The organism is Kitasatospora sp. NPDC056138, assembly GCF_042264695.1.
Lineage (GTDB): Bacteria > Actinomycetota > Actinomycetes > Streptomycetales > Streptomycetaceae > Kitasatospora.
In genome coordinates, this window is sequence record NZ_JBHJVK010000061.1 from 1 (window position 1) to 25,155 (window position 25,155).

General features: G+C 75.5%; 17 protein-coding genes. 14 read left to right on the forward strand and 3 right to left on the reverse strand.

All coding sequences use genetic code 11. The features are described 5' to 3' along the window. The first annotated feature begins 89 nt into the window (after window positions 1-89). From ACFC1R_RS29320 to ACFC1R_RS29365, 10 genes are all read left to right on the forward strand, one after another. Window positions 90-503, forward strand: a complete 414-nt coding sequence (locus tag ACFC1R_RS29320; RefSeq protein ID WP_375943659.1) for a hypothetical protein — start codon at window positions 90-92, stop codon at window positions 501-503. A gap of 101 nt (window positions 504-604) precedes the next feature. Beyond that, window positions 605-1,117, forward strand: a complete 513-nt coding sequence (locus ACFC1R_RS29325; protein ID WP_375943661.1) for a phosphotransferase — start codon at window positions 605-607, stop codon at window positions 1,115-1,117. Between the two features lie 87 nt (window positions 1,118-1,204). Then, window positions 1,205-3,409, forward strand: coding sequence for an ArnT family glycosyltransferase (locus ACFC1R_RS29330; RefSeq protein WP_375943663.1), 2,205 nt, complete (start codon window positions 1,205-1,207; stop codon window positions 3,407-3,409). 399 nt (window positions 3,410-3,808) lie between these two features. After that, window positions 3,809-5,212, forward strand: a complete 1,404-nt coding sequence (locus ACFC1R_RS29335; protein ID WP_375943665.1) for an MFS transporter — start codon at window positions 3,809-3,811, stop codon at window positions 5,210-5,212. 107 nt (window positions 5,213-5,319) lie between these two features. Continuing rightward, complete coding sequence (locus tag ACFC1R_RS29340) at window positions 5,320-6,807, forward strand: non-ribosomal peptide synthetase (RefSeq protein WP_375943667.1); 1,488 nt, start codon at window positions 5,320-5,322, stop codon at window positions 6,805-6,807. Window positions 6,808-7,012: 205 nt separating this feature from the next. Further along, window positions 7,013-10,297 (forward strand): amino acid adenylation domain-containing protein, encoded by a 3,285-nt coding sequence (locus ACFC1R_RS29345; protein WP_375943669.1) that lies wholly within the window; start codon window positions 7,013-7,015, stop codon window positions 10,295-10,297. Between the two features lie 181 nt (window positions 10,298-10,478). Continuing rightward, window positions 10,479-11,651: an acyl-CoA dehydrogenase family protein gene (locus ACFC1R_RS29350; protein ID WP_375943671.1), complete on the forward strand. Its 1,173-nt coding sequence runs from the start codon at window positions 10,479-10,481 to the stop codon at window positions 11,649-11,651. 98 nt (window positions 11,652-11,749) lie between these two features. Beyond that, window positions 11,750-13,669, forward strand: coding sequence for an AMP-binding protein (locus tag ACFC1R_RS29355; RefSeq protein ID WP_375943673.1), 1,920 nt, complete (start codon window positions 11,750-11,752; stop codon window positions 13,667-13,669). A 58-nt stretch (window positions 13,670-13,727) separates the two neighbouring features. After that, window positions 13,728-15,584 carry an amino acid adenylation domain-containing protein gene (locus ACFC1R_RS29360; protein ID WP_375943675.1) on the forward strand — a complete coding sequence of 619 codons (1,857 nt, stop codon included), beginning with the start codon at window positions 13,728-13,730 and terminating at the stop codon, window positions 15,582-15,584. Beyond that, entirely contained in the window at window positions 15,581-18,442 is a 2,862-nt protein-coding gene (locus tag ACFC1R_RS29365) for a condensation domain-containing protein (RefSeq protein WP_375943677.1), read from the forward strand. Before ACFC1R_RS29360 ends, ACFC1R_RS29365 begins: the two co-directional genes overlap by 4 nt. Before the next feature lie 34 nt (window positions 18,443-18,476). On the opposite strand, the gene ACFC1R_RS29370 is transcribed toward ACFC1R_RS29365, so the two are convergent. Next, entirely contained in the window at window positions 18,477-19,316 is an 840-nt protein-coding gene (locus ACFC1R_RS29370) for a polysaccharide lyase family 7 protein (RefSeq protein WP_375943679.1), read from the reverse strand. Between the two features lie 347 nt (window positions 19,317-19,663). Then, window positions 19,664-19,969, reverse strand: coding sequence for a cupin domain-containing protein (locus tag ACFC1R_RS29375; RefSeq protein WP_375943681.1), 306 nt, complete (start codon window positions 19,967-19,969; stop codon window positions 19,664-19,666). Between the two features lie 252 nt (window positions 19,970-20,221). Between ACFC1R_RS29375 and ACFC1R_RS29380 the strand changes: the two genes are divergently transcribed. From ACFC1R_RS29380 to ACFC1R_RS29390, 3 genes are all read left to right on the forward strand, one after another. After that, window positions 20,222-20,374, forward strand: a complete 153-nt coding sequence (locus ACFC1R_RS29380) for a hypothetical protein (protein WP_375943682.1) — start codon at window positions 20,222-20,224, stop codon at window positions 20,372-20,374. Between the two features lie 82 nt (window positions 20,375-20,456). Further along, window positions 20,457-21,251 (forward strand): hypothetical protein, encoded by a 795-nt coding sequence (locus ACFC1R_RS29385; RefSeq protein WP_375943684.1) that lies wholly within the window; start codon window positions 20,457-20,459, stop codon window positions 21,249-21,251. A gap of 335 nt (window positions 21,252-21,586) precedes the next feature. Further along, a complete protein-coding gene (locus tag ACFC1R_RS29390) occupies window positions 21,587-22,375 on the forward strand; it encodes a crotonase/enoyl-CoA hydratase family protein (protein ID WP_375943686.1) in 789 nt (262 codons plus the stop codon). On the opposite strand, the gene ACFC1R_RS29395 is transcribed toward ACFC1R_RS29390, so the two are convergent. Then, window positions 22,326-23,165, reverse strand: a complete 840-nt coding sequence (locus ACFC1R_RS29395; RefSeq protein WP_375943687.1) for an anti-sigma factor — start codon at window positions 23,163-23,165, stop codon at window positions 22,326-22,328. The genes ACFC1R_RS29390 and ACFC1R_RS29395 overlap by 50 nt on opposite strands. A 452-nt stretch (window positions 23,166-23,617) precedes the next feature. Here ACFC1R_RS29395 and ACFC1R_RS29400 point away from each other — a divergent pair, with 452 nt between their 5' ends. Beyond that, window positions 23,618-25,111, forward strand: a complete 1,494-nt coding sequence (locus ACFC1R_RS29400) for an SDR family oxidoreductase (protein WP_375943689.1) — start codon at window positions 23,618-23,620, stop codon at window positions 25,109-25,111. Window positions 25,112-25,155: the final 44 nt, after the last annotated feature.

Below are 25,155 nucleotides of genomic sequence, written 5' to 3' on the forward strand. Positions count from 1 at the left end.
CACAACATCGGCTAACACATGACAGCCACGCCCAGCACCCCTGGGCGTCCCGATCTTACGAATGATCCGAACAACCCATGAAGAAGGGTATGGAAGACATGGCTGTGGGACGGAAGTTCGCGGTGGCACTGGCCGCCGCCGCCCTCACCGCGGGGCTCGGGGTCGCCACGGCGCCCGGCGCCACCGCTGCCGCCCCGGCCGCGACCGCGGCCTCGACCGGAGTGCGGACCACCGCCGACTGCAGCGTGCACAGCGACGGCAAGCTGTGGTGCGGCAACAAGGCGGGCGCGAAGGCCTACGCCGACCGCTCGTACGGCTCGGCGGTGCGCGGGAGCCTGCGCACCACCTACAGCTGGTTCGCCTGCTGGGGCCACGGGGATCCGCACCCGGGCGGCAACGACATCTGGTACTGGACCCAGACGGACGACGGCCCCTGGGGGAACGTCCCGGCGGTGGACGTCTCCACCTCCGTGGACCCGGCCCCGGGCCTGCGCCAGTGCTGACCCCCTCCCGCTGACGGACCGGGGCTGCGGCCCCCGCTGCCCCTTGCCGCAGACCGCAGGTCCCCGCGGGTCAGGCCAGATCCCTCGATAGGCTGTCCCTGATGAACGATCAGGTGTTCGAGGAACTGCTCGCCGTCGCCGCAGCCGTGCTCCCGGGGGAGAACACGGACGGCGCGACGCTCACCCGCGGGGGCTCCCACGAGGTCGTCCTGCTGCCCGGAAGGGCGGTGGTCAGGGTTGCCAGGAACCCGGCAGCCGCCGCCGCGCTGCCCCGCCGTACCGAACTGCTGCGCAGGCTGGCCGGACTGGGGCTGCCGTTCCCGGTCCCGGTCCCGCTCTCGGACGTGACGGAGGTGGCCGGTCGGACGGCGGTCGCTCTGTCGTGGGTGGGCGGGGAGCCGTGCCCCAAGGGTGAGGGAGGGCACCCGAGGGAGCTGGCCGCGCTCCTGGCAGCCCTGCGCGGGGTTGACTGCGACCGCCTGTCCGACCTGCTCGGTGCGCCGCACGAGTACGCCGGCGGTGACCGCGTTCCGCCGCACGGTCGGAGCCACCCCGTGCCGCTACCTGAAGCAGCTCGACGCCTCCTGAGCGTGCGAACGACCGTGCTTCCGTAGGCCGATCGGCGTGCGCAAGGTATAAAATCGCCCAAACCGGCGTGCTGAGACCGGTGTTCCGGACCACGGCAGCCGATGGTGCGGCTCATGGTCACACACACGCTCACCACACCCCGGACACCCTCCTCCCTCGCGCCTCCCGCCCGCAGAGCCCCGTGGAAGTCCCCGGAGGGACAGCCCGGGTACGCCCGCCCGGTGCTGCTGGGGATCGCGGGCGTCGCCGCCGCCCTGTTCACCTGGCGCATCAACCACAGCCAGTACCACGGCTTCTACGCCGACGCCGTGCGCAGCATGAGCCAGAGCTGGAAGGCGTTCTTCTTCGGCTCGTTCGACCCGGCGAACACCATCACGCTCGACAAGCTGCCCGGCTTTCTCTGGCCGCAGGCGCTGGCCGTGCGGCTCCTCGGTTTCCACCCCTGGGTGCTGACGCTGCCCCAGGCGGTGGAGGGGGTGCTGACGGTCCTGGTGCTGTACCGGGCGGTCCGCCGCTGGGCCGGGGCCGACGCGGCTCTGCTCGCGGCCGCCGCTTTCACCCTCACTCCGGTCACCGCCGGGCTGTTCCGCACCTCGGTCGAGGATCCCGCCTTCACCCTGCTGCTCGTGCTGGCGGCGGACGCGGCGCAGCGGGCCGCGCTCTCGGCCCGGCTGCGTTCGCTGCTGTCGGCCGGGGTGTGGGTCGGACTGGCCTTCCAGGCCAAGATGCTGGAGGCGTGGACGGTGTTGCCCGCGCTGGCCGCCGTGTACCTGCTCGCGGCGCCGACCTCGATGTGGCGGCGGCTGGGACACCTCGTGCTGGCCGGGCTGGTCGCCCTGGCGGTCTCGGTCTCGTGGATGGCGGTCGTCACCGCCGTCCCGGCCCCGGAGCGCCCGTACGTCGACGGCAGCACCGACAACTCGGCGATCAGCATGGTGGTCGGCTACAACTTCCTGAACCGCTTCTCCTCCGTGGGACTGAGCGCGGCGGACACCGGGAGCGTCCAGGCCGTCCGAGGCGGGGCGAGCCCGAGCGGGACCGTCGGCACGGCTCCCGCCACGGCTCCCGCGTCAGCCCCCACGGCGGCTCGCACGACGGCTTCCGGCACCTCGCCCGCCGCATCGGCCGCCCCCGGTGCGCCTTCGGCCCCCGGTACGGCTTCGGCGGCCGGAACGGGCAGTGGCTCGCGCGACGGCGGGTGGACCAAGATGTTCGGCTGCAAGTTCGCGCCGCAGACCGGCTGGTTGTACCCGTGGGCCGCGCTCGCGCTGGTCTGTGGTGTGGCCTGGCGGCGACGCGAACCGCGCACCGACGTCCTCAGGTCCGGCACCGTCCTGTGGGGCACCTGGCTGGGGCTCTTCTTCCTGGTGTTCAGCGCGGGCAGTGTGGGCGGCCACAGCTACTACATGGGCGTGGTCGCCGTCGCGCTGGCGGCGCTGAGCGGCGCGGGCGGCGTACAGATGTGGCGGGAGTTCCGCTCCGGCGGCGGCCGGGCGTGGGCGCTGCCCGCGGCGATCACCGGCACGGTGCTCTGGAGCGTCTTCCTGGTCACCCGGTTCCCCGACTTCCTGCCGTGGCTGCCGTCGACGGTGCTCGCCCTGGGCGGCCTGGCCCTGGGCCTGCTCGGGGCGGCCCGGCTCGGCGAGGTGGGCCGCGCCGGGCCCGGTGGCCGGTCGGCCGGTCGCCGGGCGGTCCTGGTCGGCGGTCTGACGGCGGCCGTCGCGGCGGCGCTGGTCGCACCGGGTGCCTGGGCCTCCTCAGTACTGACCGCGAAGTACGGTGGTTCGAGCATGGGCACCGTCGGCCCCTCGGGCTCCGCTTCCACGGTCTCCCAGCACCCGCAGCGCAGGGTCGACAGCAGCATGTCCGCCAACTCCTCCGGCCGGCTTACCGCTTCGCAGCAGGCCCTGCTCGGCTATCTGAGGGCTCACCGGAACGGCTCCCCCTACCTGTTCGCAGCCTCCAGCTGGGGCAGCGCCTCGCCGTTCATCCTCGCCACGGGGGAGGAGGTCCTGCCGATGGGCGGGTTCACCGGCCTGGCTCCGTCGCCGACCGTGGCGGAGTTCCGGCACCTGGTGGACGTCGGCGAGGTGCACTACGTCCTGCTCGGCAACAGCCTGACTCCGGGGTCCGTCCCCGGCGGCGGCGCAGCGGGCAGCGCGGCGGCCCGGATCCGGTCGTGGGTCCAGTCCGACTGTGCCGAGGTGCCGGCGGCGGAGTACGGTGGCGCCGCCCGGTCGGCCGCGTCGGACTCCCGTTCGCTCGACGACGACTTCGCCACCCAGCAGCGGCTCTACTCCTGCGCTCCAACGCGCTGACCAGCCCTCGGCGTTGTCCACCCGGGACGGCCTCCTGCGACGGGCTTCCGCGAACGGCTCCCGCGACGGGCTTCCGGATCCACCGGACCGAGTGGTTATCACACCACCTTCACAAAGAGATGAACAATCAACAATAGTTCGCTCAATCCGGCCATATCTGACAGCAGTTGTCCGATGGGCGGTCACCGGTTGTCCGGATAGCGGACCATGGTATGGACACGATCCGGACAGCCGCAGAACCGGCCGGACCATTGCTTCTCGTCGGCCGGGTCGCCTCGCCACCCCCGTCGCGCCCGCGCGCCGTCCCGCACGGCGGGCGGCGCGCGGCCGGGTGGGGAGAAGTCCGGATTCGTTCCAGCAAGTTGCCCTTAATGGCGCTTTTCGTCGAAAGTCGCACAGGTGAACGCCTTTCAGCGCCTCTTGGCAGGCGAGGCCCTGCGCCACCGTGACTTCCGGTTCCTGCTGTCCGGGGCCGCTGCGAGCCAACTCGGCAGCCAGGTAACCCTGGTGGCCCTGCCGCTGGCCGCCGTGCTGGTCCTGGACGCCACGCCGTTGCAGGTCGGGCTGCTCACCGCGGCCGAGACCGCGGCCTTCCTGTTGGTGGGCCTGCCTGCGGGCGCCTGGGTGGACCGGATGCGCAAGCTGCCGGTCCTGATCCGCGCCGACGTGGTGCGCTGCCTGGCCGTCGGCTCGGTGCCGGCGGCAGCCGCCGCCCACCTGCTGACGATGGTCCAGCTCTATGTGGTGGCACTGGTCACCGGAGTGGCAACGGTCTTCTTCGACGTCGCGCACCAGTCCTTCCTGCCGCAACTCCTGCCCCACCGGCAGCTGGTCGAGGGCAACGGCGCGCTGGAGACCGTCCGTTCCACGGCCCAGGTGGCCGGCCCCGGACTCGGCGGCGGGCTGGTCCAACTGCTCGGCGCCCCGCTGGCGATCGTGGCCGACGCGATCGGCTATCTGACCTCGGCCCTGCTACTGCTGGGCATCCGCGCCCGCGAGCCCCGGCCCGAACCGGCGCCGGGCCGCTCGCTCCGGGCGGACATCGCCGAGGGCGTCTCGTTCGTCCTGCGCCACCCGCTGCTGCGGACGATCGCCGTCACCACCTCGACCTCGAACTTCTTCGCCGCCCTGCTGGCCGCCGTGCAGACCGTCTTCTGGGTCAGGGTGCTCGACCTCTCCCCCGGCGCCATCGGCCTGCTGCTGTCCGTCTCGGCGATCGGCGGCCTGGCCGGGGCACTCTGCGCTGGGCCGCTGGCCCGGAGGTTCGGCCAGGCCAGGCTGATCTGGCTGTCGCTGACGGTCAGTTCGCCGTTCGCGGTGCTCTGGCCGCTGTCCGGTGGCGGCGCGGGCGCGGTGGTGTTCGGCGCCGGCTCGGCCGTGGTGCTGTTCAGCGCCGTGGTCTACAACGTCGCCCAGGTGAGCTTCCGTCAGACCATCTGCCCGCCCGCGCTGCTGGGCCGGATGAACGCCACCATGCGGTTCCTGGTCTGGGGCACCATGCCGCTGGGCGCGCTGACCGGCGGCGCCATCGCCGCCGCGGCCGGGCCCAGGGCCGCGCTCTGGGTGTGCGCGGCGGGGTTCCTCACCGTACCGCTGCCGCTGCTGCTGTCGCCGCTGCGGCGGATGCGGGACCTCCCGACCGCCGATCACACCGGCACCGACATCGGCACCGACACCGGGACTGGGGCTGGGGCTGGGGCTGGGGCTGGGGCTGGCCAAGACCACGTCAAGCCGGAGCAAAGCGTCGCCGAGCACACCGCGGCGCCGACCGGGGAACCGGCTCCCGCTCCTCCCACCCGTTGAACCGACGCCTCCCCGCACTGAACCGACGCCTCCCGCGTCGAACCGAGCGCCCTGCGGCCACCACCGCGGGCGTCCCACACGCCACGAGCCGAAGCGGAGATCCACCCGTGCCCGCCAGCCGCACCGCCGCGAACCGCAGCACCGTCGTCCCCGCCACCGCGAACCGCAGCACCGCCATCGCGAGCCGCCCCGCCGCCGCGAGCCGCAGCAGCACCAACCTGACCACCGCCTATCTCACCCGCTACCGCTCCGTCGCGGCCTCGTCCGCGGAGCCGGCCGGGTCCGCGGTGCTCCCGGTCACCGGCGCCCAGCGCCGCTTCCTGCTCGCGCGTCGGCTCGACCCGCAGGGCCGCCCGGACGTCGTACCGCTGTTCTTCGCCTTCCCGCGCGGCACCGTCGACCCGGCCCGCCTGCACCGCGCCGCGCTCCGGGTCGCGGCCCGCCACCCGGCGCTGCGCGGGACGTTCACCACGCTGCGCGGCACACCCGTGTTACGGCTCGGCCAGCCGTCGGCCGAGGTGCGCGAGGTAGCGGTGCCGCCCGGCGCCACCACCGACGAGGCGCTGCGCCGCGCACTGCTCGACTGGCCGGCCGAGGGGCCCGCGCTGCGGCTGCTGCTGGCCCGCGGCGCCGAACACGACGAGGAGTTACTGGCGGTCGCCCTCGACCACGCGGCCTGTGACGAGCAGTCACTCGGCATCGTCACCGCCGGTCTCACCCTGGCCTACCGCGAGGACGCCCCGGACGCCCTGGGCGACCTCGGTCCGCAGGAGCTTGCGGAGGCCGCCGCGGCCTACCGCGAGGCGGTCGAACTCCAACTCGCCGCCGAGGCCGCGGCCGCCTCGCCGGCCGCCCACGCCCACTGGGCCGCCAGGCTCTCCGGCCTCACCGGCGCACCGGGTGGACCGGCCGCCGGTCCCGGCCCCGTCGGCAGTGAGCGGCCGGCCGACCCGAGGGCCAATCCGACGGTCCGCCCGACGGCCGCTCGGCCCACCGGCCCGACGGCCGAGCAGGGCACCGGGATGCTGAGCCACCGGCTGCTGCCCGGCCCCGGGGGAGCGGGGCGCCGGATCGCGTTCCCGGCCCTGCTGGACGCCGTGACCTCGGCCGCACACCGGCTGTTCGGGCCGCAGCGGGCGCTCGCGCTCGGCTACCCGTGGGGCGGCCGGCCGGCCGCCGCACCGCAGGTCCTCGGCTGCTTCCTCAACACGCTGGTGCACCCGGCGACGCCCGGCCCCGCCACCCTGGACGAGCTGAGCGCCGCCTGGTGGGACGACCTCGACCACGCCGACATGCCGTTCGACGAAGTGGTCCACGCCGCGCGCTCGGCCGGGGCTCAGTGGACCGGGGCGCTGGACGGTCTGCTCACCTTCGAGGACCTGCACCGCCGCCCACCGCTGGTGCTCGGCGGTACCGACGGCCGGGAGACCCACCTGGCCGGCCGCCCGATCACGGCCCCGTTCGCGGTCTCCGCCTCGCACGGCGACGACCTTCTGGTCCGGCTCGCCTGGGACCGGAGCCACTGCACCGACGAGGCCGCCGACGCCGCCTTCGACGCCCTGCTCGAAGCCCTCCGCCACCACCTCGGCGACTGACTCCCCCAGGGGAGCGGGGCGTCCCCGACCACCTCCGTACGCGGCCGACCGGACACCGCCGTACGCACCGGGATCCATCGCCGGCCGGACCGCCCCAGGGGCGGGGGCCGTGCACCGGATCGTCCGCCCGAACCGCGGCTCGCCCCGACCGGGCCGGCCGCGGCCCACGGATACACCCACCCGCCACGAGCAAAGGGAACCGTTCATGTTCGCTCTCTCCTCCTCGCAGGAGATCGTCTGGCTGCACGAGCAGATGCTGCCCGGCAGTCGCGCCTACAACTTCACCGCGGCCCTCGACCTCTGGGGCTCGCTGGACGAGGCCGCACTGCGGGTCGGACTGGCCGCCGTGATCTCCCACCACCCCGGCCTGCGGCTGGAGTTGGTCCCCCGGACCGGCGCGCTCCCGGCCCAGCGCGTGCGCGGACAGGCCGAGCCGCGCCTGCGCACCAGCGACCTGTCCGGAGAGGACGACCCGGAGGCTGCGTTCCGGCGGCTGCTGGCAGCCGAGGCCGAGGAGCCACTCGACACCGAGCAGGCGCCGCTGCTGCGCTGGCACCTGGTCAGGCTCGGCGAGCAGCACCACCGGCTGATCCACGTCGAGCACCACCTGATCCACGACGGGCACTCGTTCGCCGTCCTGCTGCGCGACCTGTTCACCGCCTATCGCGCGCACACCCTCGGCGAGCAGGCCGAACTCCCGCCCACCCGCTCCTACGAGGAGCACGTGCGGATCGACACCGACGGCAGCCGGGCCCGGGCCAGGGAACACAGCCTGGCGTACTGGCAGCAGGAGCTGCGGGACGCGCCCTTCGACCTGGCGCTGCCCGGTCTCAGGCGCCCGGGTGCGGTCCGCCGCCACCGGGGCGGCCAGCTGCGCCAGTCGATCGGGGCCGACCTCGCCGAACGGCTGCGCGAGCGCAGCCGCAAGGACGGCCACACCCCGTTCAGCACGCTGCTCACGCTCTTCGCGGAGCTGCTGCGCCGGCACAGCGGCCACCACGAGCTGGTGGTGGGAACGGCGGTGGGCAACCGTCCGGTGGGTTTCGAGGGCACCGTCGGAATGTTCGTCAACACCGTGCCGCTGCGGCTGCGGCTCGACCCGGCCGCCCCCGGTATCGAGACGGTGGACGAGGTCACCGACACCCTGCTGCGGGCACTGCCCCACCAGGACGTCCCGGTCCAGGAGTTGACCCGCTCGCTGGGCCTGCACACCGGCGGTGCGGACAACCCACTGTTCGACGTGATGTTCAGCGCCCATGACGCCGCGCTGCCCGAGGTCGAGGCGCCGGGCCTGGAGATCTCGCTGTACGAGGGGTTCAACACCGGCACCACCCGGTTCGACCTGGACCTGGTGCTGCTGCCCGACGACCGCCGGGTGGTCGGGCGGCGGCACGGCGCCGCCGGCATGACCCTGGTCTGGGACTACGACGCCGACCTGTTCGGCGAGCCGGTGGCGCGGCTGCTGGCCGAGCGCCTGCTGGAGCTGCTGCGCGCCTACCTGGACACCCCGCAGACCCCGCTGGCCGCCCTGGCCGCACCGACCGCTGCCCCGGCGGACACCACTCCTGCGGACACCGCCGCAACCGACACCGCCGCAACCGACACCGCCGCTGCCGGAACTGCCGCTGCCGGCACCGCCCCGGCGGCGGACACCACCCCGGCGGCCGCCGCTCCCGCCCTGCTCGACCCGGCCGCCGCTCAGGAGCCGGGCAGGCTCGCGCTGATCGCCGGTGCCGAGCGGCTGACCTTCGGCGACCTCGACCGCCGGGTCGGCGAGCTGGTCGAACGGCTGCGCGCGGCCGGGGTGACGGCCGGTCAGCCGGTGGCCGCGCTGCTGCCCCGGGGCGTGGACAGCGTGGTCGCCCTGCTGGCCTGCCTGCGCTCCGGCGCGGTGTACGCGCCGCTCTCCCCGGAGGACCCGGCCGCCCGGCTGGGCCTGCTGCTGGAGCGGCTGGAGCCCGCCCTGGTACTGGCCACCCGGCAGAGCGCGCTCGCACTGCCCGCCGGGGCCCGCACGCCCGCCCTGCTGGACGGCCCCGCGTTCCCGAAGGCCGAGCCGGCGGCGGTGCTCGACGGCGCGGCGTACGTCATCCACACCTCCGGGTCGACCGGTGTGCCCAAGCCGGTGCTGGTGGGCCGGGACGCGCTGGCCGGCTACGTCGGTGCGCTGGCCCGGCGGTACGGGCTGAGCGCCGAGGACCGGGTGCTGCTGTTCGCCCGGCCGTCCTTCGACGTGGCGCTGGAGGAGGTGCTGCCGTCGCTGGCCGCCGGCGCCTGCCTGGTGCTGCCGCAGCGCGAGGTGCCGACCGCTCCCGAGCTGGTCGCGGTGCTGGCCGCGCGCGCGGTCACCGTGGCCAATCTGCCGACCAGCTACTTCCTGGCGGTGCGGGAGGAGTTGCGCGAGGCGCTGCGGGACGGCCGCTGGTCCCCGCGGCTGATCGTGCTGGGCGGCGAGCGGCTGCCCGCCCGTGCGCTGCGCGGCCTGGCGCAGGACACGGCGGCGACGGTGCTGAACGCGTACGGCGTCACCGAGGCCACCGTCACCTCCACCGTGCACGAGGTCACCGAGGCCGACCTGGCCGGTTCCGGCGACGGCTCCGAGCAGGCCGCGGAGACGTCCGAGCACGCCGCGGGGACGTCCGAGCAGGCCGCGGAGACGGAGGTCCCGCTCGGCGTCGAGCTGCCCGGGGTGCGGGTGCACGTCCTGGACAGCGGGCTGCACCCGCTGCCGGCCGGCGCGATCGGCGAACTCGCCATCGGCGGCTCGATGCTGGCGGACGGGTACCTCGGCCGGGACGAGGTCACCGCCGCCCGGTTCGTCACCCCCGCCACCCTGGGCGGTGAGCGGGTCTACCTCACCGGCGACCGCGGTTACCGCGACCTGGACGGCCGGCTGTGGTTCCTCGGCCGCCAGGACAACCAGGTCAAGCTGCGCGGTTTCCGGATCGAGCTGGAGGAGATCGAGGCCGCGGCCTCCGCCGAACTCGGCGGGCGGTCCTGCGCGGTGGTCCTCGACCGGGACGCGTCCGCCGGCCCCCGGCTGGTCGGCTTCCTGGAGGGCACCGAGCAGCCCGACCAGGTCACGCTGCACGCCGCACTGGCCCAGCGGCTGCCCGGGGCACTCGTCCCCGGCACCTGGGTCGCCCTGGAGCGGATGCCGGTCCTGCCCGGCGGCAAGCCCGACCGCACCGCGCTGGTCCGCGCACTGGCCGAACTCCCCGAGCCCGGCGACGAGTCCGACGCCGACGCCGCGGCCGCGTTCACCGACCCCGCACAGGCGCTGGTCGCCGGGGCGTGGCGGGAGGTGCTGGGCCACGACCGGTTCGGGCCCGACTCGCACTTCTTCGAGATCGGCGGGCACTCGTTGCTGGCCGCCCAGCTCGCCGCCTGGCTGGAGCCGCACCTCGGCCACCGTCCGCCGCTGCGCACCCTGTTCCAGCACCCCGTGCTGGCCGACCAGGCCCGCGCCCTGACCGGCGGCCGCCCGTGAACGCCGTCGGCCGGCCCCTCCTCCACCGGACTCCGGCACCTGCCCCGAGGGCGGTCGTGAGCACCGCCCCTCGACCGGGTACCGGCCGCTTCCGCGCCCCCGTGCCCGCCGGCCGGCCGGGCCGGCGCCCGGCCCCGGCCACCGCTTCCCCCCTTCCCCTGGACCCGACCGGAGGCCAGCTGTGAACTCCACCCCCTCCGCCGTCCTCGAGGACGACCACCGCGAACTGGTCGAGGCCTTCGAGAGCTTCGTCCGCCGCGAGCTGGTGCCGCTGGCGGCCGAGCTGCCCGAGACCGCCGACCAGCCGCCCGCCGACCTGCGGTCGTACGTCCGCAAGCGCTCGGCCGCGCTGGGCTTCTACGCCGGCGACCACCCGGAGGAACTCGGCGGCTCCGGGATGCCGTTCACGGCCGTGGTGCTGCTGCACCACGCGGCCGGCCGCAGCGGCTGCACCCTGGCCCCGTACGCACTGGCCGGCTCCGACGGGCCCAGCCCGCTGCTGCGCCAGGGCACGCCCGAGCAGGTCGAGCGGTACCTGATGCCGCTGGTGCGGGGCGAGGCCGCACGCTGTCTGGCGCTGACCGAGCCGCAGGCCGGTTCCGACGCCTTCCGGCTGACCACCACGGCGCGGCGGGACGGCGACGGCTGGGTCATCAGCGGCCGCAAGACCTTCGTGAGCAACGCCGACCGCGCCGACTTCGCCCTGGTGGTCACCGCGACCGACCTGGGCGACGGCCCCACCGGCGGCGCGACCGCGTTCGTGCTGCCGATGGACCAGCCCGGCCTGCGGATCGGCCAGCGCTACGAGGGCATGTCCGGCGAGCCGCTGTTCGAGCTGGTGCTGGAGCAGGTCCGGGTGCCGATGGATGCCGTGATCGGCGGTGCGCAGGGCGTCGGGGCCGCGATGGCAATGGCCATGGACAGCCTCTCGCGCGGGCGTCTGGTAGTCGCCGCCATGTCCAACGGTGTCGCCGAGTACGCGCTGCGCCTCGGGGTGGAGTACGCCCGGGAGCGGGAGGCGTTCGGCGAGCGGATCGGGAACTACCAGCACGTCCAGGAGCACCTGGTGCGCAGCCGGGCCGAGGTGGAGGCGTCCAAGCTGCTCACCCTGGCCTGCGCCCGGCTGGTCGACGCCGGTACCGAGGCGCCGGAGAACGCGGCGCTCGCCAAGCTGACCGCCTCCGAGACGGCCGTGCGGGTGGTGGACCGCTCGCTGCAGGTGCACGGGGCGACCGGCTGGGTGCGCGGGCATCCGCTGGAGTTCCTGTACCGCTACGTCCGGATGATGACGATCATCGAGGGGACCTCCGAGGTCCAGAAGGTGATCGTCGCCAGGGCCATGGGCCTGGGCTAGCACGCCGCTCCGGCCGCTCCGGCCGCACCGGCCGCACCGGCCCCGCCCTGACCGCCCCCACCGCTCATCAGCGCTCTTCACCGCTCGGAGACGAGAACATGACCGATCCCCAGTCCGCTCTCAGCATTGCGTACGGCCGGCCGCACGAGGACGCCGCCGTACTGGACCGCTACCTCGACTGGGTGCGCCGCACCCCCGACGCTCCCGCGCTGATCGACGGTGAGCGCAGCTGGAGCTACGCCGAACTCGACCGGCTGGCCGACTCGGTGGCCGACGCCCTGCGCGGCCGGGTGCACCCCGGCGACCTGGTGGGCGTCTGCCTGGACCACTCGGTGGCGCTGGTCGCCGTCGCGGTGGCGGTGGCCCGGCTGGGCGCCGTCTACCTGCCGCTCGGCCCGCGCCCCGGCGAGCGGCGGCTCCAGGCCGTGGCGCAGAACCTGCGCCTGGGCTGCCTGATCGGCGACCCGGCCCTGCTGCCGCCCTCCCACCGGAGCACCGAACACCACAGCACCCGACGTCCGAACGCCGAACAGCCGGGCACCGAACAGCCGGGCACCGTGGAGCAGTTGCTGCTGCCGGTGCCGGCCGAGGGCGCGAACGCCGCCGCCACCGTGGTCGCGGCCTTCGCCCCGGCCGCTCCGGGTGCCGTGGGTGCACCCGCCGGTACGTACTACTCGGTGCTGACCTCCGGGTCGACCGGCCTCCCGAAGGCGGTCGCGGTGGGCGAGGACTCGCTCGGCGCGCTGCTGCACTGGTACCGCGAGGTGACCGGCCTGGGCCCGGGCGACCGGCACAGCCTGACGATCGGGGTCGCCTTCGACCCGCACCTGATGGAGCTCTGGGCGGGCCTCACCTCCGGCGCCGCGCTGAGCGTGGCCCCGGACGAGGTGCGCTGGGACCCGGGCGCGCTCACCGACTGGTGGCACCGGGCCCGGATCACGGTGAGCGTGCTGCCGACCCCGCTGGCCGAGCCCGCGCTCGACCTGCCGTGGCGCTCCGACCTGATGATCCGTCACATCACGGTCGGCGGCGACCGGCTGCGCAGGTACCCCGCGCCGGACGTCACCGCCCACCTGCACAACGCCTACGGTCCGGCCGAGGCGACGGTGACGACCACGGTGCACACCATGGCACCCGGCGCGGCCCCGGACGACGCGGAGGCCCCACCGATCGGCCGCCCGCTGCCGGGGGCCGTCGTCGTGGTCACCGACGAGGACGGGCGCCCGGTGCCGCGCGGGGTCTCCGGCGAACTGCGCATCGGCGGGCGCTGCCTGGCGCTCGGCTACCTCGACGCGGAGCTCACCGCCCGCCGGTTCGTCGCCGCCCCGGAGCACGACGCACCCGGAGGCCTCGACGGGATCGACCGGGTGTACCGCACCGGCGACCGCGTGCTGATGCGGCCCGACGGCGTGCTGGAGTTCCAGGGGCGGCTGGACGACCAGGTGAAGGTCAGCGGGGTGCGGATCGAACCCGCCGAGGTCGAGGCGGCCTTCGAGCGCGATCCGCGGGTCCGCCGGGCCGCCGTGGCCGCGCGGCGCAGCACGGCGGGCGGGGTGCAGCTGGTCGCCTTCGTCCAGGCGGCCGCCGGGCACGCCCCCGCGGGGGCCGACCTGCTGCCGCAGGTCCGCGCGTGGCTGCCCGAGCAGGCCGTGCCCACACTGGTCCGACTGGTCGAGACCTTCCCGCTGGACGCCAACGGCAAGGTGGACCGGGCCGCACTGCTGGCCGCCGAGGCACCCGGCCCGGCCGACGGACCGGCGGACCACGACGGCGCCTCGCCGACCGAGCGCACGGTACTGCGGCTCTGCCGCGACCTGCTCGGCCGGCCCGGGCTCGGCCCGCTCGACAACTTCACCGACGCGGGCGGCAACTCCCTGGCCGCCGCCCGCCTGCTGGTGGCACTGGAGCAGGAGTTCGGGGTGCGGCTGCGCGCCCCGCAGCTTCTCCGCCAGCCCGATCTGCGCCGACTCGCGGAGCTGGTCGAGGCCCGGCGCCCGGACACCGTCGCCGCCTCCTGACCCCATGCCGCACCAGGGTGCCCCGGCCGCACGCCGGGGCACCCGGAAGGGAACTCCCATGACCTCCCCCGTCTTCGTCGAACCCGCACCCGAGGCCGCCACCGGCGCCGGCCTACCCGGCGGCGTGCCCGGCCTGATCGCCCGGCACGCCGAACGGCACCCGCACGCGCTGGCCGTCTGTGACGGCACCACCTCGCTGACGTACCGTCAACTCGTCTGCGCCGCAGACCGACTCGGCTCCGAGCTCGGCGCTCGCGGGATCGGACCCGGCAGTGCCGTCGGGCTGCTCGCCGCCCGTTCCACCCGCCTGGTGGTCGCCCAGCTCGCGGTGTGGTGGGCGGGCGCCCACGCGGTGCCGCTCGACCCCGCCTATCCGCGCCCGCGTACCGCCGCGATGCTGGAGGACGCGGGGGTGCGCCTCACCCTCGGCGACAAGACCCTGCTGGCCGCGGCGGGGCTCCCGGACGACCGGACGCTGGCCCTGGACCCCGACGGTGTCGGACAGGGCGACGACGGCGCCCCGGGCACGCCGCACCCCGCCGTCGACGAGCCCCGGGCGACCGCCCTGGTGATGTACACCTCCGGTTCCACCGGCCACCCCAAGGGCGTCGAGATCCCGCACCGCGCGATCACCGACCTGGCGACGGCCCCGGACGGGATCGCGCTGGGCCCCGTCGACCGGGTGCTGTTCCACTCCTCCACCAGCTTCGACGCCTCGACCTTCGAGATCTGGGTGCCGCTGGCGCACGGCGCCGCCGTGATGGTCTCCCCCGCCGAGCGGCCGACCCCCGAGGAACTGGCCCGGGACGTGGAGCGGTTCGGCGTCACCACGGCCTTTCTGACCACCGCGCTCTTCCACCAGCTGGCCGCCCGGCAGTCGCGGCTCTTCGGCGTGCTGCGGACCCTGGTCGTGGGCGGCGAGGCGCTGTCGACGCGGCACGCCGAATCCGTCCTGCGGGCCTTCCCCTGGCTGACGCTGGTGAACGCCTACGGGCCGACCGAGGCCACCACCTTCACCACCCTGCACCGGGTGCGGGCCGCCGACTGCACCGGCCCGGTGCCGATCGGACGCCCGTACGGCGGCGCGAGCACGGCCGTGCTGGACGAGCAGCTGTCCCCGGTACCCCACGGCACCCAGGGCGAGTTGTGGATCGGCGGCGCCCGGCTCGCGCTCGGCTACCTCGGCCGGCCCGAGCTGACGGCGGACCGGTTCCGGGAGATCCCCGGCCACGGCCGGATGTACCGCAGCGGCGACCTGGTCTCCGCCCGCCCCGACGGCACCCTGGACTTCCACGGGCGGGCCGACGACCAGGTCAAGGTCCGCGGTTTCCGGATCGAGCCCGGCGAGGTCGAACACGCGCTGCGCCTGCACCCCGAGGTCGCTCAGGCGGCCGTCGTGGTGCGGCACGCCGGGCAGGAGGACGCCGCGCTCGCCGCCCACGTCGTCCCCGCCGAGGGCCACCGGCCGACCGCCGAGACCCTGCGCACCCACCTGGCGGACCGGCTGCCCGCCCATCTCGTCCCCACCGTCTGGGCCGTCCTGGACGCCCTGCCGCTCACCGGTGCCGGCAAGGTCGACCGCCGCGCGCTGGCCGGGACCGACTCCACCGCCGCGGCCGGCGCGCCGCAGGCCGCACCGGTCGCCCTGACGCCGCTTGAGCAGGCCGTCGCCGACGCCTGGTCGCGTTCGCTCGGCCGGGCCGTCGAGCGGCCGGACGCCGACTTCCTGGCCGAGGGCGGGCACTCGCTGATGGCCATGTGGGTGGTCGACGACCTGCGCGAGGACCTGGGCGTGGAGCTGTCGCTGGCCGACTTCTTCGCCCATCCCACCGTCGCCGCCCAGGCCGACCTGGTCGAACAGGCCCTGCTCGCCGCCCACGGCGGCCCGGACGCACCTGCGGGGGGCTCCCGGTGAACCGAACCGACCGGACCCTGCCCCAGGCGGACCTGTTGCGGCTGGCCCGGCAGCGGGCGGCCGGTGCCCGCCCCGAGGCCGTTCCCCGCAGCACCGGGCAGGGCCGGGCCCCGCTGTCGCACGCCCAGCAGCGGATGTGGCTGATGGACCGCCTCGGACAGGGCGGCGCCCGCTACAACGTACCGGTGGCCACCCGGCTGCGCGGCCCGCTCGACCTCGGGGCGCTCGCCGACGCGCTCACCGCGCTGACCGGCCGCCACTCCGTCCTGCGCACCCGTTACGGCCGGCTGGGCGAGGACCCGTACCAGGAGCCGCTGCCCCCGGCACCGGTCCCGGTCCCGGTGGTGACCGCCACGCCCGACGAGGCCGGCGCCCTGCTGCGCGCCGAGGCGGCGCGCCCCTTCGACCTGGCCACCGGTCCGGTGCTGCGCGCCCTGGCCCTGCGTCACGCCCCGGACGACCACACCGTCCTGCTGACCCTGCACCACATCGCGGTCGACGGCGGATCGCTGCCCCTGGTGGCCGCCGAACTCGCGACGCTCTACGCGGCGGCCCTCGACCGCAGGCCCGCCGAGCTGCCCGAACCACCGCTCCAGTACGCCGACTTCGCGCGCTGGGAGCGGTCCGGCGAGGCCGAGCTGGCCGCCGAGGTCGAGGCCTGGGCCGACCGGCTGGCCGGCGCCCGGCCGGTGCCGCTCCCCCGCCGCCCGCCCGCCGGGCCGCGGACCCGTGCCGCCGCACTGCACACCGAGCCGCTGCCCGCCGAGACCCTCGCCGGGCTGCGGCAGCTCGGCCGTGACCACGGCGCCACCCTGTTCGCCGTGGTCCTGGCCGCTGCGTTCGCCACCCTGCACCGCGCCACCGGCGAGGACGACCTCACGCTGGGCTGTGTGAGCGGCCACCGCTCCCGGCCCGAACTGCGCCGCCTGGTGGGCCTGTGCGTCAACACCCTGCCGATCCGGGCGGACCTGGCCGGGGATCCGAGCTTCGCCGAGCTGCTCGGCCGGGTCGGCGGTGCGCTGCTCACCGCGCAGCAGCACCACCGGGTCCCGTTCGACCTGGTGGTCGAACGCCTGGGCGCGGCCGCCCGGGACTCGGACGGCACCGCCCTGCTCTCGGTCACCTGCGACGTGGTCCGCCGGCCGGACCCGCTGCGGCTGCCCGGCCTGGTGGCCGAGGCCGTCGAAGTCGACCTCGGGCTGGCCAAGTTCGACCTGGGCCTGTTCGTCGAGGACGGCCCGCAGCCGCGCTGCCTGGTGCAGTACGACACCGACGCGCTCGGCGAGCCGGCCGCCCGGCAGCTGCTCGCGGGGTTCGGCGCCCTGCTGCGGGCGGTGGCCGAGGACGGCGGCCGACGGCTCGGGCAGCTGCCCGGCGAGCCGCTCCCGGCGGAGCCGGGCCGGTCCCACCCGGCCGAGGCCGCGCTGCTCGCGGACCCCGCGGTGGCCGATGCCCTGGTCGTCGAGCGCGACGGGCTGCCGCCGCTGGCGTACGCGGTGGTCCACGGCCCCGGTGCGCCGGGCGGCACCGAACTGCGGATCCGGCTGCGCTCCGGCCTGCCCGCCGGACTGGTCCCGGCGGCGGTGACCCTGCTGGACGCGATGCCCCGCCTGGCCGACGGCGCGGTGGACCGCGCCCGGCTGCCGGGCGCCACGTGTGGCGCACCGCCGACGAACGGCGCGCGGGTGGAGACCGTACGGGCCGCCTTCGGCGAGTTGCTCGGCACGCGCCCGGACCCGGACGCCGACTTCTTCGCGCTGGGCGGGCAGTCCCTGCTCGCCGTCCGGCTCGCCGAGCAGCTGCGCGAACGGACCGGCCTGCCGCTGACCGGCCTCGACATCCTGGAGCAGCGCACCCCGCGCGCGGTGGCGGTCCTGCTCGACACCCGGGAGGCCGACCGGCGGGCGGCGGCTGCTCGGCAGCCGGGCCGGCCGGGACGCGGCCCGGCACGCGCGGGCACGGTCCTGCTCACCGGCGGGACGGGTGGCGTCGGCGCGGCCCTGCTCCAGGAGCTGCTGGCGCAGGGCCGCCCGGTGCGCGCCCTGGCCAGGCCCGAGTCCGCCCACCTGGTGGCGCTGGACGGGGTGGAGGTGGCGGAGGGCGACCTCGCCGACCTCGACAGCCTGCGGGCGGCGGCGGAGGGCGTCGACACGGTGATCCACGCGGCCTGCACCTTCACCTCGCCCGAGGTGGACGTCGCAGCGATGCGCGTCCTGGTGGACTCCTGGCGGCGCGGCGGCTTCGTCTTCGTCAGCAGCATCGACGCCTACGGCCGCCCGGCCGGTGTCGAGGTCGCGGAGGGGGCACCGGCCGAACTGCCGGTCAGCGCCTACGGGCAGGGCAAGCTGGACTGCGAGCGGATCCTGCTGGCGGCGGCCGGCACGCAGGGCCGGGGCCCGGGTTCGGCGGTCCGCTCGCCGATCGTCTGGGGTCCGCACCGGCGGCTGCGCGACCAGCTCCGCTGGGGTTCGACCGGGGCGCTGTTCCAGGCCGCGCAGGCCGGGCAGCCGCTGGTGCTGCCCGACCCCGCGGCGTACGGCGACGCCTGGTACGGCGCGTCCTGGGTGCACTCCGCCGCGCTGGCCCGGGCCGTGCTCGGCTGCGCCGACGGCTCGGGGCGCGCGGACGGCCGGGTGGTGAACGCCGTCTCCGGCCACCTCTCGTGGGCCGAACTCGCCACCGAGCTGGCGAGGTTGCTCGGCTCGGCGAGCACGGTCGAGCTGCGGGCGGAGGCCGACCCGCAGGCCGACGCCGAGCTGCGACGCCCCTGGCGCTACCGGGCGGACACGCTGGCCGCCCTGCTCCGCCCGGAGCAGGGCGAGGACTGGCGCAGCGTACTGGCCGCCATGGTCGGGTAGCCGGACGGCCCGTCGGCTCCACGGCGCCGACGGGCTACCCGATCGTGAGCCGGTCGAGGATCACCCGGCCACCGTCGCCGTACGGCAGTGCCTCGGTGGCCTGCTCGTAGTCGCCGGCCGCGAACCTGACCTGCATTCCGCGGTACGCCGACGGCACGGGCACGGTCTTCCTGACCGTACTGCCCGTGCCGACGCGCGCGGTGAAGGTGAGGGTGCCGTTGCCGTTGTCGCTCAGCGTGTAGCTGAAGGCGGTGTCGAGCGGGACCCCGCCGACCAGCTTGTACACCGTGGACCGGTCGGACGCCTCCTTGACGGTGACCCGGATGACGCCGCCGTCGTAGTGCAGCATCACCAGCGGGACGGAGCTGTCGTCACCCGCCCCGTGGATCTGGCCGACGATCACGTCGTGGGTGGAGCCGGGAACCTGCCCGACCCGGACGCTCGCCCCGAGGGTCCGCTTCTTGTTCCCCACCGTCCAGCTGTCACGCCCGACCAGTTCGGTGCGCGGGTGCAGCGAGGATGCGGTGGTCGCACCGACGGACGGCGCCCAGAAGCCGAGGCTGCCGTCCGCCTCCCTCGTCAGGTAGGGGGAGCGCAGGGCGGCGGGACGCAGGATCGCGGCGTGGTTGCCCGAGGTCCCGCCGGCCGCGTCGACCGGGAGGATCAGGTCCCAGCCGTCCAGCGCAACCGCCGCGGCCGCCCCGGCGGCGAGCCGGTCCGCCCGTCCGCCGTCCGGCTCACCGGCACGTGCCGAGGCGGCGGACACGGTGGTCACCGCGAGCGCACCGGCCAGGGCGAGCGCACCGCCCAGCCGGAACCTGCGGGAGGCACGGAGCCGGGCCGGGCGGTGGTCTGAAACGTGATCGGACGGCATCGGGAGTTCCCTTCGAGACGGAGGAGCCGTGGAGCCGGGTGCCCGACGGGAGCGGGGGGCTGCGGCAGCCACCTGCCACGACCCGCCCTCTCCGGTCGACGGACACCTTCGCCGCACCACCACGGGGCACTGCCCCGGGAGCGGCGGTCCCGATTGCCTACCCACCTCGAATGGCGCGGACACGTCACACTTCGAGCCGACAGCCGACGCCGGCACCGACACCGACACCGACACCGACACCGACACCGACGGGCACCGTAGGAGTCCTCCGAGCACACGCGCCCCGATCGCACGGATCCGGACCACACGGATCCGGACCACACGCCCGAGACCGATCCGGCGGAGCGTCAGTCACCGTCGCGTTCCACGATGACGAGCGTCCCCGCACTCCCGGGACGCACCGCGTGCACCGCCCCGGCGGGCACCAGGTACAGCTCACCGGGCCCGACCGACACCGCGCGGCCCTCCACGTCGAGTTCGAGCCGGCCGTCCAGGACCAGCAGCGCCTCGGCGTCCTCGTGGCGCTCGGGTTCGAGCGGCAGTGCGCCCATCCGCAGCACCTTCACGGTGGCGCCCCCGACCCGCCCGAGCGGGAGCGAACTCCACGCCAGGGGCAGTCCGGTGGCGGTGGCCGGCAGGTCGACCGGGTCCATGGCACGCCTCATCCCCGCGACCGGCCGACCTGTCGTCCGCCGACCGCATCCGTCTCCATCGGTTGACGCTCCGACCCTAGGCAGCCGGAACCGCCCATTGGTCGACCGTTCGGCAAAGCTTTCGGCCGGCCCGGCCGTGACCCGCCGCGAGTCCGCCATGACATGCGTCACACAAGACGACCGGCCTGCATCCGCGACCCCCTCCCCCCGCGTGTCAGACAGGAGGTCGACACCAGGACGTACGAGGGCGGGATGACGGGCAGCCGGGCGGGGTTCGAGGAGTTCGTCGGACCGCAGGGTGCGGTCCGCGACACCCGTCTCAGACGGCCGGACGAGAGAGCCGTCCGGCAGGCCGCCGCCGTACCCGGCCCGGTCGGCATCCCCGCGCCGACGACCAACGGCTGACCGGCACCCGACCGCCCGTCACCACCCGGACCTCCCAACCCGGCCACCATCCCCCCGTCACCACTCACCGAGGACTTCCACCATGTCTGCCGACCGTCCGTCCCGTCCCACCCGCCGCCGTGTGCTGCTGGGCCTGTTCACCCTCGCCGCGACAGCCGCCGGCACCGGCTGTTCGGCGTCCCGGTCCGAGCGGAGCATGGACCTCGGAGCGGGCCCCTCCCGTCAGGCCGTACCCTCCGGCGGCAACCCGCCCTCCGCACCGGCCGCCCCCGCCACGCCGCCGCCGACCACCATCACCGGCCTCGGTCCGAAGACCCTGGCCCAGCTCCCGGCGGTCTCCCGGCAGGCGGTGGTGGCGACCGGCGATGCCGCGGACTCCGCCCTCACCAGTGTCCGGCTCTGGACCGCGGACGCCGCCGGCCACTGGACGCCCGCCGGCGGACCGTGGCCGGGCCACAACGGCCGTGACGGCTGGACCGAACAGCACCACGTGGGCGACCTGCACAGCCCGATCGGCGTCTTCACCCTCACCGACGCCGGTGGCCGACTGCCCAACCCCGGGACCGCCCTGCCCTACGACCGCTCCGACTCCTTCGTCATCGACGGTGACGGCTTCGAGGGCGAGCCGCTGGACGGGTCCTTCGACTACGTCGTCGCCATCGACTACAACCGGGTACCCGGCCGGAGTCCACTGGACACCAGCCAGCCGATGGGCAGGTCGCGCGGCGGCGGCGTCTGGCTGCACGTGGACCACGGCGGCCCCACCCACGCCTGCGTGAGCCTGGCCCAGTCCGACCTGGTGACGCTCCTCAAAGCGCTCGACCCCGCCGCCCACCCCGTGATCGTCATGGGCCCCCGCGACCACCTGGCCCGCTGACCCGCTGACCCGCCGCCCGCTCACCGCTCACCGCTCACCGCTCACCGCTCCAGCGCGCCGGTACTTTCGGCGCCGCTGGCACTTCGACGTCCCGGCCCTCCGGCGCCTCGGCACCTCGGCGCACGCGAACGCGAACGCGAACGCGAACGCTGCGAGCAGTCGGCGTAGTTGCCCGACCGACCGCGCACGCAGCGAACCCCGGCGAAGTCGTGCTGTCGCCACCCGCCGGAGGCCGCGCGGCCACCCCCTGTTCCGCACGCGGGCCGGGCGGCATGATGGCGCCCACGGGCGGCCGCTGCCGTCCCGTCGTCTCCCCGAGGAGAGGAACACACCCGGTGGCAACCGAGTCCAGGACGGTCAGGGTCGAACAGGCAGGGCGGGTCCGGACGGTGATCCTCGCCCGCCCTGCCGCGCGCAACGCGGTCGACGGCGCCACGGCATCCCAACTCGCCTCAGCTTTCGAGGACTTCGAGGCCGATGACACCGCGTCGGTAGCGGTGCTGTGGGGCGAGGGCGGCACCTTCTGCGCCGGTGCCGACCTCAAGGCCGTCGGGACCGACCGGTCCAACCGGCTCGACGCCGACGGCCCGGGACCGATGGGACCGACCAGGCTGCGTCTCACCAAGCCGGTGATCGCGGCCGTCGCCGGACACGCCGTCGCCGGGGGCCTCGAACTCGCCCTCTGGTGCGACCTGCGGGTCGTTGCGGAGGACGCCGTGTTCGGAGTGTTCTGCCGCCGCTGGGGCGTACCGCTGATCGACGGCGGCACCGTACGGCTCCCCCGGCTGATCGGCACCAGCCGCGCGATGGACCTCATCCTCACCGGCCGGCCGGTCGATGCCGCGGAGGCCCATCTGATCGGCCTGGCCAACCGGGTGGTGCCCATCGGCCGGGAACGCGCCGCCGCCGAGGAACTGGCCGCCGAACTCGCCCGGTTCCCGCAGACCTGCCTCCGCCACGACCGCCTGTCCCTGCTCGAACAGGACGGACTCACCGAGGCCGAGGCCATCGCCAACGAGTGGCGGCACGGCACCGTCTCACTCGCCGCCGACACCGCTGCCGGAGCCGCCCGTTTCACCGCCGGCGCCGGTCGCCACGGCACCTTCGACCGTCCCGGCGACTGACCGCACCCACTGACCCCACCAACCGACCACACCGACGAACCGCACCAACCGACCACACCGACGGACCGCACCGACGGACCGCACCGACGGACCGCAGCTTTCCGCTACCGGACGCCGACCGGGCGGTCGTCAGCACCGGACCGAGGACGAAGGCCCGGCCGGTCGGGCCGACGGCGGCGCCCCGGAGCCTTCGTCCGGCGCGGCGACCTGCACGGGTGCGCCCCCGTGCAGGTCCCGGCGGCCGCTGTCGGACGAACGGGAGCAGCATCACCGGCTGCCCGCTCGGGCGCTGCGAGCCGCCTGCGGGTTCGACCGTCACTCCGATGCCCGGCGCACCGTCGATCGCACCGGTGAGCAGCAGCGAGCCGTCACCGGTGGGGAGCAGCCCGGCCGGTCGCATGGTCCCGGCGTCGTTGAACCAGAGCTCGTACGTCCGGCCCTGCGGCAGGTCCGGCATTCCGGCCGCGAGGACGCCGGCCTGGCCCCTGCTGTGCGACCGGACGACCGTGCCGACGCCCGGTCCGGCAGTGGCCGTGCCGGTGGTGGTCGGGCGTCGGGCGCGGTGAGCAGGGCGCCGAGCCTGGCCTGCTGGTCGGCGAGCCGGGCGGCCCTCGACCTGTTCGGCCACCTCGTCGAAGACCGGTGAGTGCGCCTGGGCGGCGGCCCGCTGGTCGCGGTCGGCGGCGGCCCGGGCCGCACGGACCCGGTCCACGGCGCGACGGTGGGCGGCGTGGGCCACCGGTCGCTCGAGGCAGGCGTGTGACCTGCCCGTCGGGCGGATGGCGGACATGGCGGACCTCCAACCGTGCCGCCCGTCCACCGACCTCCCCGGCTGCCGGCCTTCCGCACCTCCCCGGTGCCCGAACGGCTCGCCGCCGCCGGGGAGTTCCCGGACGGCGGGTACGAGGTGCGCCTCGGCCGCCCGGGGACGGGAAGGCTGGGTGTGCCGAGCCGCTGCGCCGGATGGACGACATCCCGTCGACCGCCGTGCGGGCCCGCGCCGCGGTGGAGATCATCATGCTGACCCACGGCCGACGGCGCCCCCGGACAGGGCCGCCACGAGCCAGGGCCGCCACCGGGCCGATCCCGGCAGGAGGCCGGATGCTCCGGGAGCGGCGACCGGAGCGTCCGCCGCCGCTCCGGCCCGGCAGCCTCCGCACCGGCGGAGCCGCCCGGCCCGCGTCGCCGGCCGCGGATCCGGTAAGCCTTGTGCCGAGCCGCCAGGAACACCCGGGAGCTGCGATGACCGAGCCGATGCCCACCCCGCTGCGCTGCCTGGTCACCGGTGCCACCGGTTACCTGGGCGGGCGTCTGGTGCCCGAGCTGCTGGCCGCCGGGCACACCGTGCGCTGCCTGGTCCGCGACCCGGTCAGGCTGCGGGACTTCCCCTGGCGGGCCGAGGTCGAGATCGTCACCGGGGACGTGACCCGGCCACCGAGCCTGGCCGGGGTGTTCGAGGGCGTGGACCTCGCCTACTACCTGGTGCACTCCCTGGGCACCGGGCCCGGCTTCGAGGACCGCGACCGCGCGGCGGCGCACGCGTTCGGTGCGGCGGCCGCCCGGGCCGGGGTGCGGCGGATCGTCTACCTCGGCGGACTCGGGCCCTCGGGCGTCCCCGCCGAGGGGCTCTCGCCGCACCTGCGCTCCCGCGCCGAGGTGGGCCGGATCCTGCGGGCGAGCGGGGTGCCGACCGCCGAGCTGCGGGCCGCAGTGATCATCGGCTCGGGCTCGGCCTCCTTCGAGATGCTCCGCTACCTCACCGAACGGCTCCCGGTGATGGTCACCCCGAGCTGGGTGGGGACCCGGATCCAGCCGATCGCGGTGCGGGACGTGCTGCGCTTCCTGACCGGCGCCGCCCGGCTCCCGGCGGACGTCAACCGGACCTTCGACATCGGCGGCCCCGAGGTCCTGACGTACCGGCAGATGATGGCCCGGTACGCCCGGGTCGCCGGGCTGCGCCGCCGGGTGATCGTCCCCGTGCCGGTGCTGACCCCGTGGCTGTCCAGCCTCTGGGTCGGCCTGGTGACGCCGGTGCCGGGCTCGCTGGCCCGGCCGCTGGTGGAGTCGCTGCGCTACGAGGTGGTCCGCACCGAGGACGACCTCGCCCACTACGTGCCCGACCCGCCGGGCGGCCTGATCGGCTTCGACGAGTCCGTCCGGCTCGCGCTCAAACGGATCAGGGACGCCGAGGTGACCACCCGCTGGTCCTCCGCCACGCTGCCGGGTGCCCCCAGCGACCCGCTGCCCACCGACCCCGACTGGGCCGGCGGCAGTCTCTACCAGGACGTCCGGGAGCGGTCGGTGTCCGCGTCCCCGGCCGCGCTGTGGCGGGTGGTGGAGGGGATCGGCGGCGAGAACGGCTGGTACTCCTTCCCGCTCGGCTGGGCACTGCGCGGACTGCTGGACCGGATGGTGGGCGGGGTCGGGCTGCGCCGGGGCCGCCGCGACCCGCACCGGCTGCGGGTGGGCGACTCGCTGGACTTCTGGCGGGTGGAGGAGATCGAGCCGGGGCGGCTGCTGCGGCTGCGCGCGGAGATGCGGCTGCCGGGACTGGCCTGGCTGGAGCTGTCGGTCAGCCCGCACGGCGACGGCGGCGCGCTCTACCGCCAGCGCGCCCTGTTCCACCCGCACGGCCTGGCCGGCCACGCGTACTGGTGGGCGGTGGCACCGTTCCACGCGGCCGTGTTCGGCGGTATGGCCCGCAACATCGCCGAACGGGCCTGCGGGTCCTGCTGAGACCGGAGCCCGCCGGGGCCCGGTGCGCGCCCGGCCCGGGGCGG

Coding starts and splice junctions, on each gene's coding strand:
- ACFC1R_RS29385 (WP_375943684.1), top strand. CDS start 20,457: ATGTCTGCCGACCGTCCGTCCCGTCCCACCCGCCGCCGTGTGCTGCTG.
- ACFC1R_RS29320 (WP_375943659.1), top strand. CDS start 90: ATGGAAGACATGGCTGTGGGACGGAAGTTCGCGGTGGCACTGGCCGCC.
- ACFC1R_RS29375 (WP_375943681.1), bottom strand. CDS start 19,969: ATGGACCCGGTCGACCTGCCGGCCACCGCCACCGGACTGCCCCTGGCG.
- ACFC1R_RS29360 (WP_375943675.1), top strand. CDS start 13,728: ATGACCTCCCCCGTCTTCGTCGAACCCGCACCCGAGGCCGCCACCGGC.
- ACFC1R_RS29395 (WP_375943687.1), bottom strand. CDS start 23,165: ATGTCCGCCATCCGCCCGACGGGCAGGTCACACGCCTGCCTCGAGCGA.
- ACFC1R_RS29325 (WP_375943661.1), top strand. CDS start 605: ATGAACGATCAGGTGTTCGAGGAACTGCTCGCCGTCGCCGCAGCCGTG.
- ACFC1R_RS29345 (WP_375943669.1), top strand. CDS start 7,013: ATGTTCGCTCTCTCCTCCTCGCAGGAGATCGTCTGGCTGCACGAGCAG.
- ACFC1R_RS29330 (WP_375943663.1), top strand. CDS start 1,205: ATGGTCACACACACGCTCACCACACCCCGGACACCCTCCTCCCTCGCG.
- ACFC1R_RS29355 (WP_375943673.1), top strand. CDS start 11,750: ATGACCGATCCCCAGTCCGCTCTCAGCATTGCGTACGGCCGGCCGCAC.
- ACFC1R_RS29380 (WP_375943682.1), top strand. CDS start 20,222: ATGACGGGCAGCCGGGCGGGGTTCGAGGAGTTCGTCGGACCGCAGGGT.
- ACFC1R_RS29370 (WP_375943679.1), bottom strand. CDS start 19,316: ATGCCGTCCGATCACGTTTCAGACCACCGCCCGGCCCGGCTCCGTGCC.
- ACFC1R_RS29400 (WP_375943689.1), top strand. CDS start 23,618: ATGACCGAGCCGATGCCCACCCCGCTGCGCTGCCTGGTCACCGGTGCC.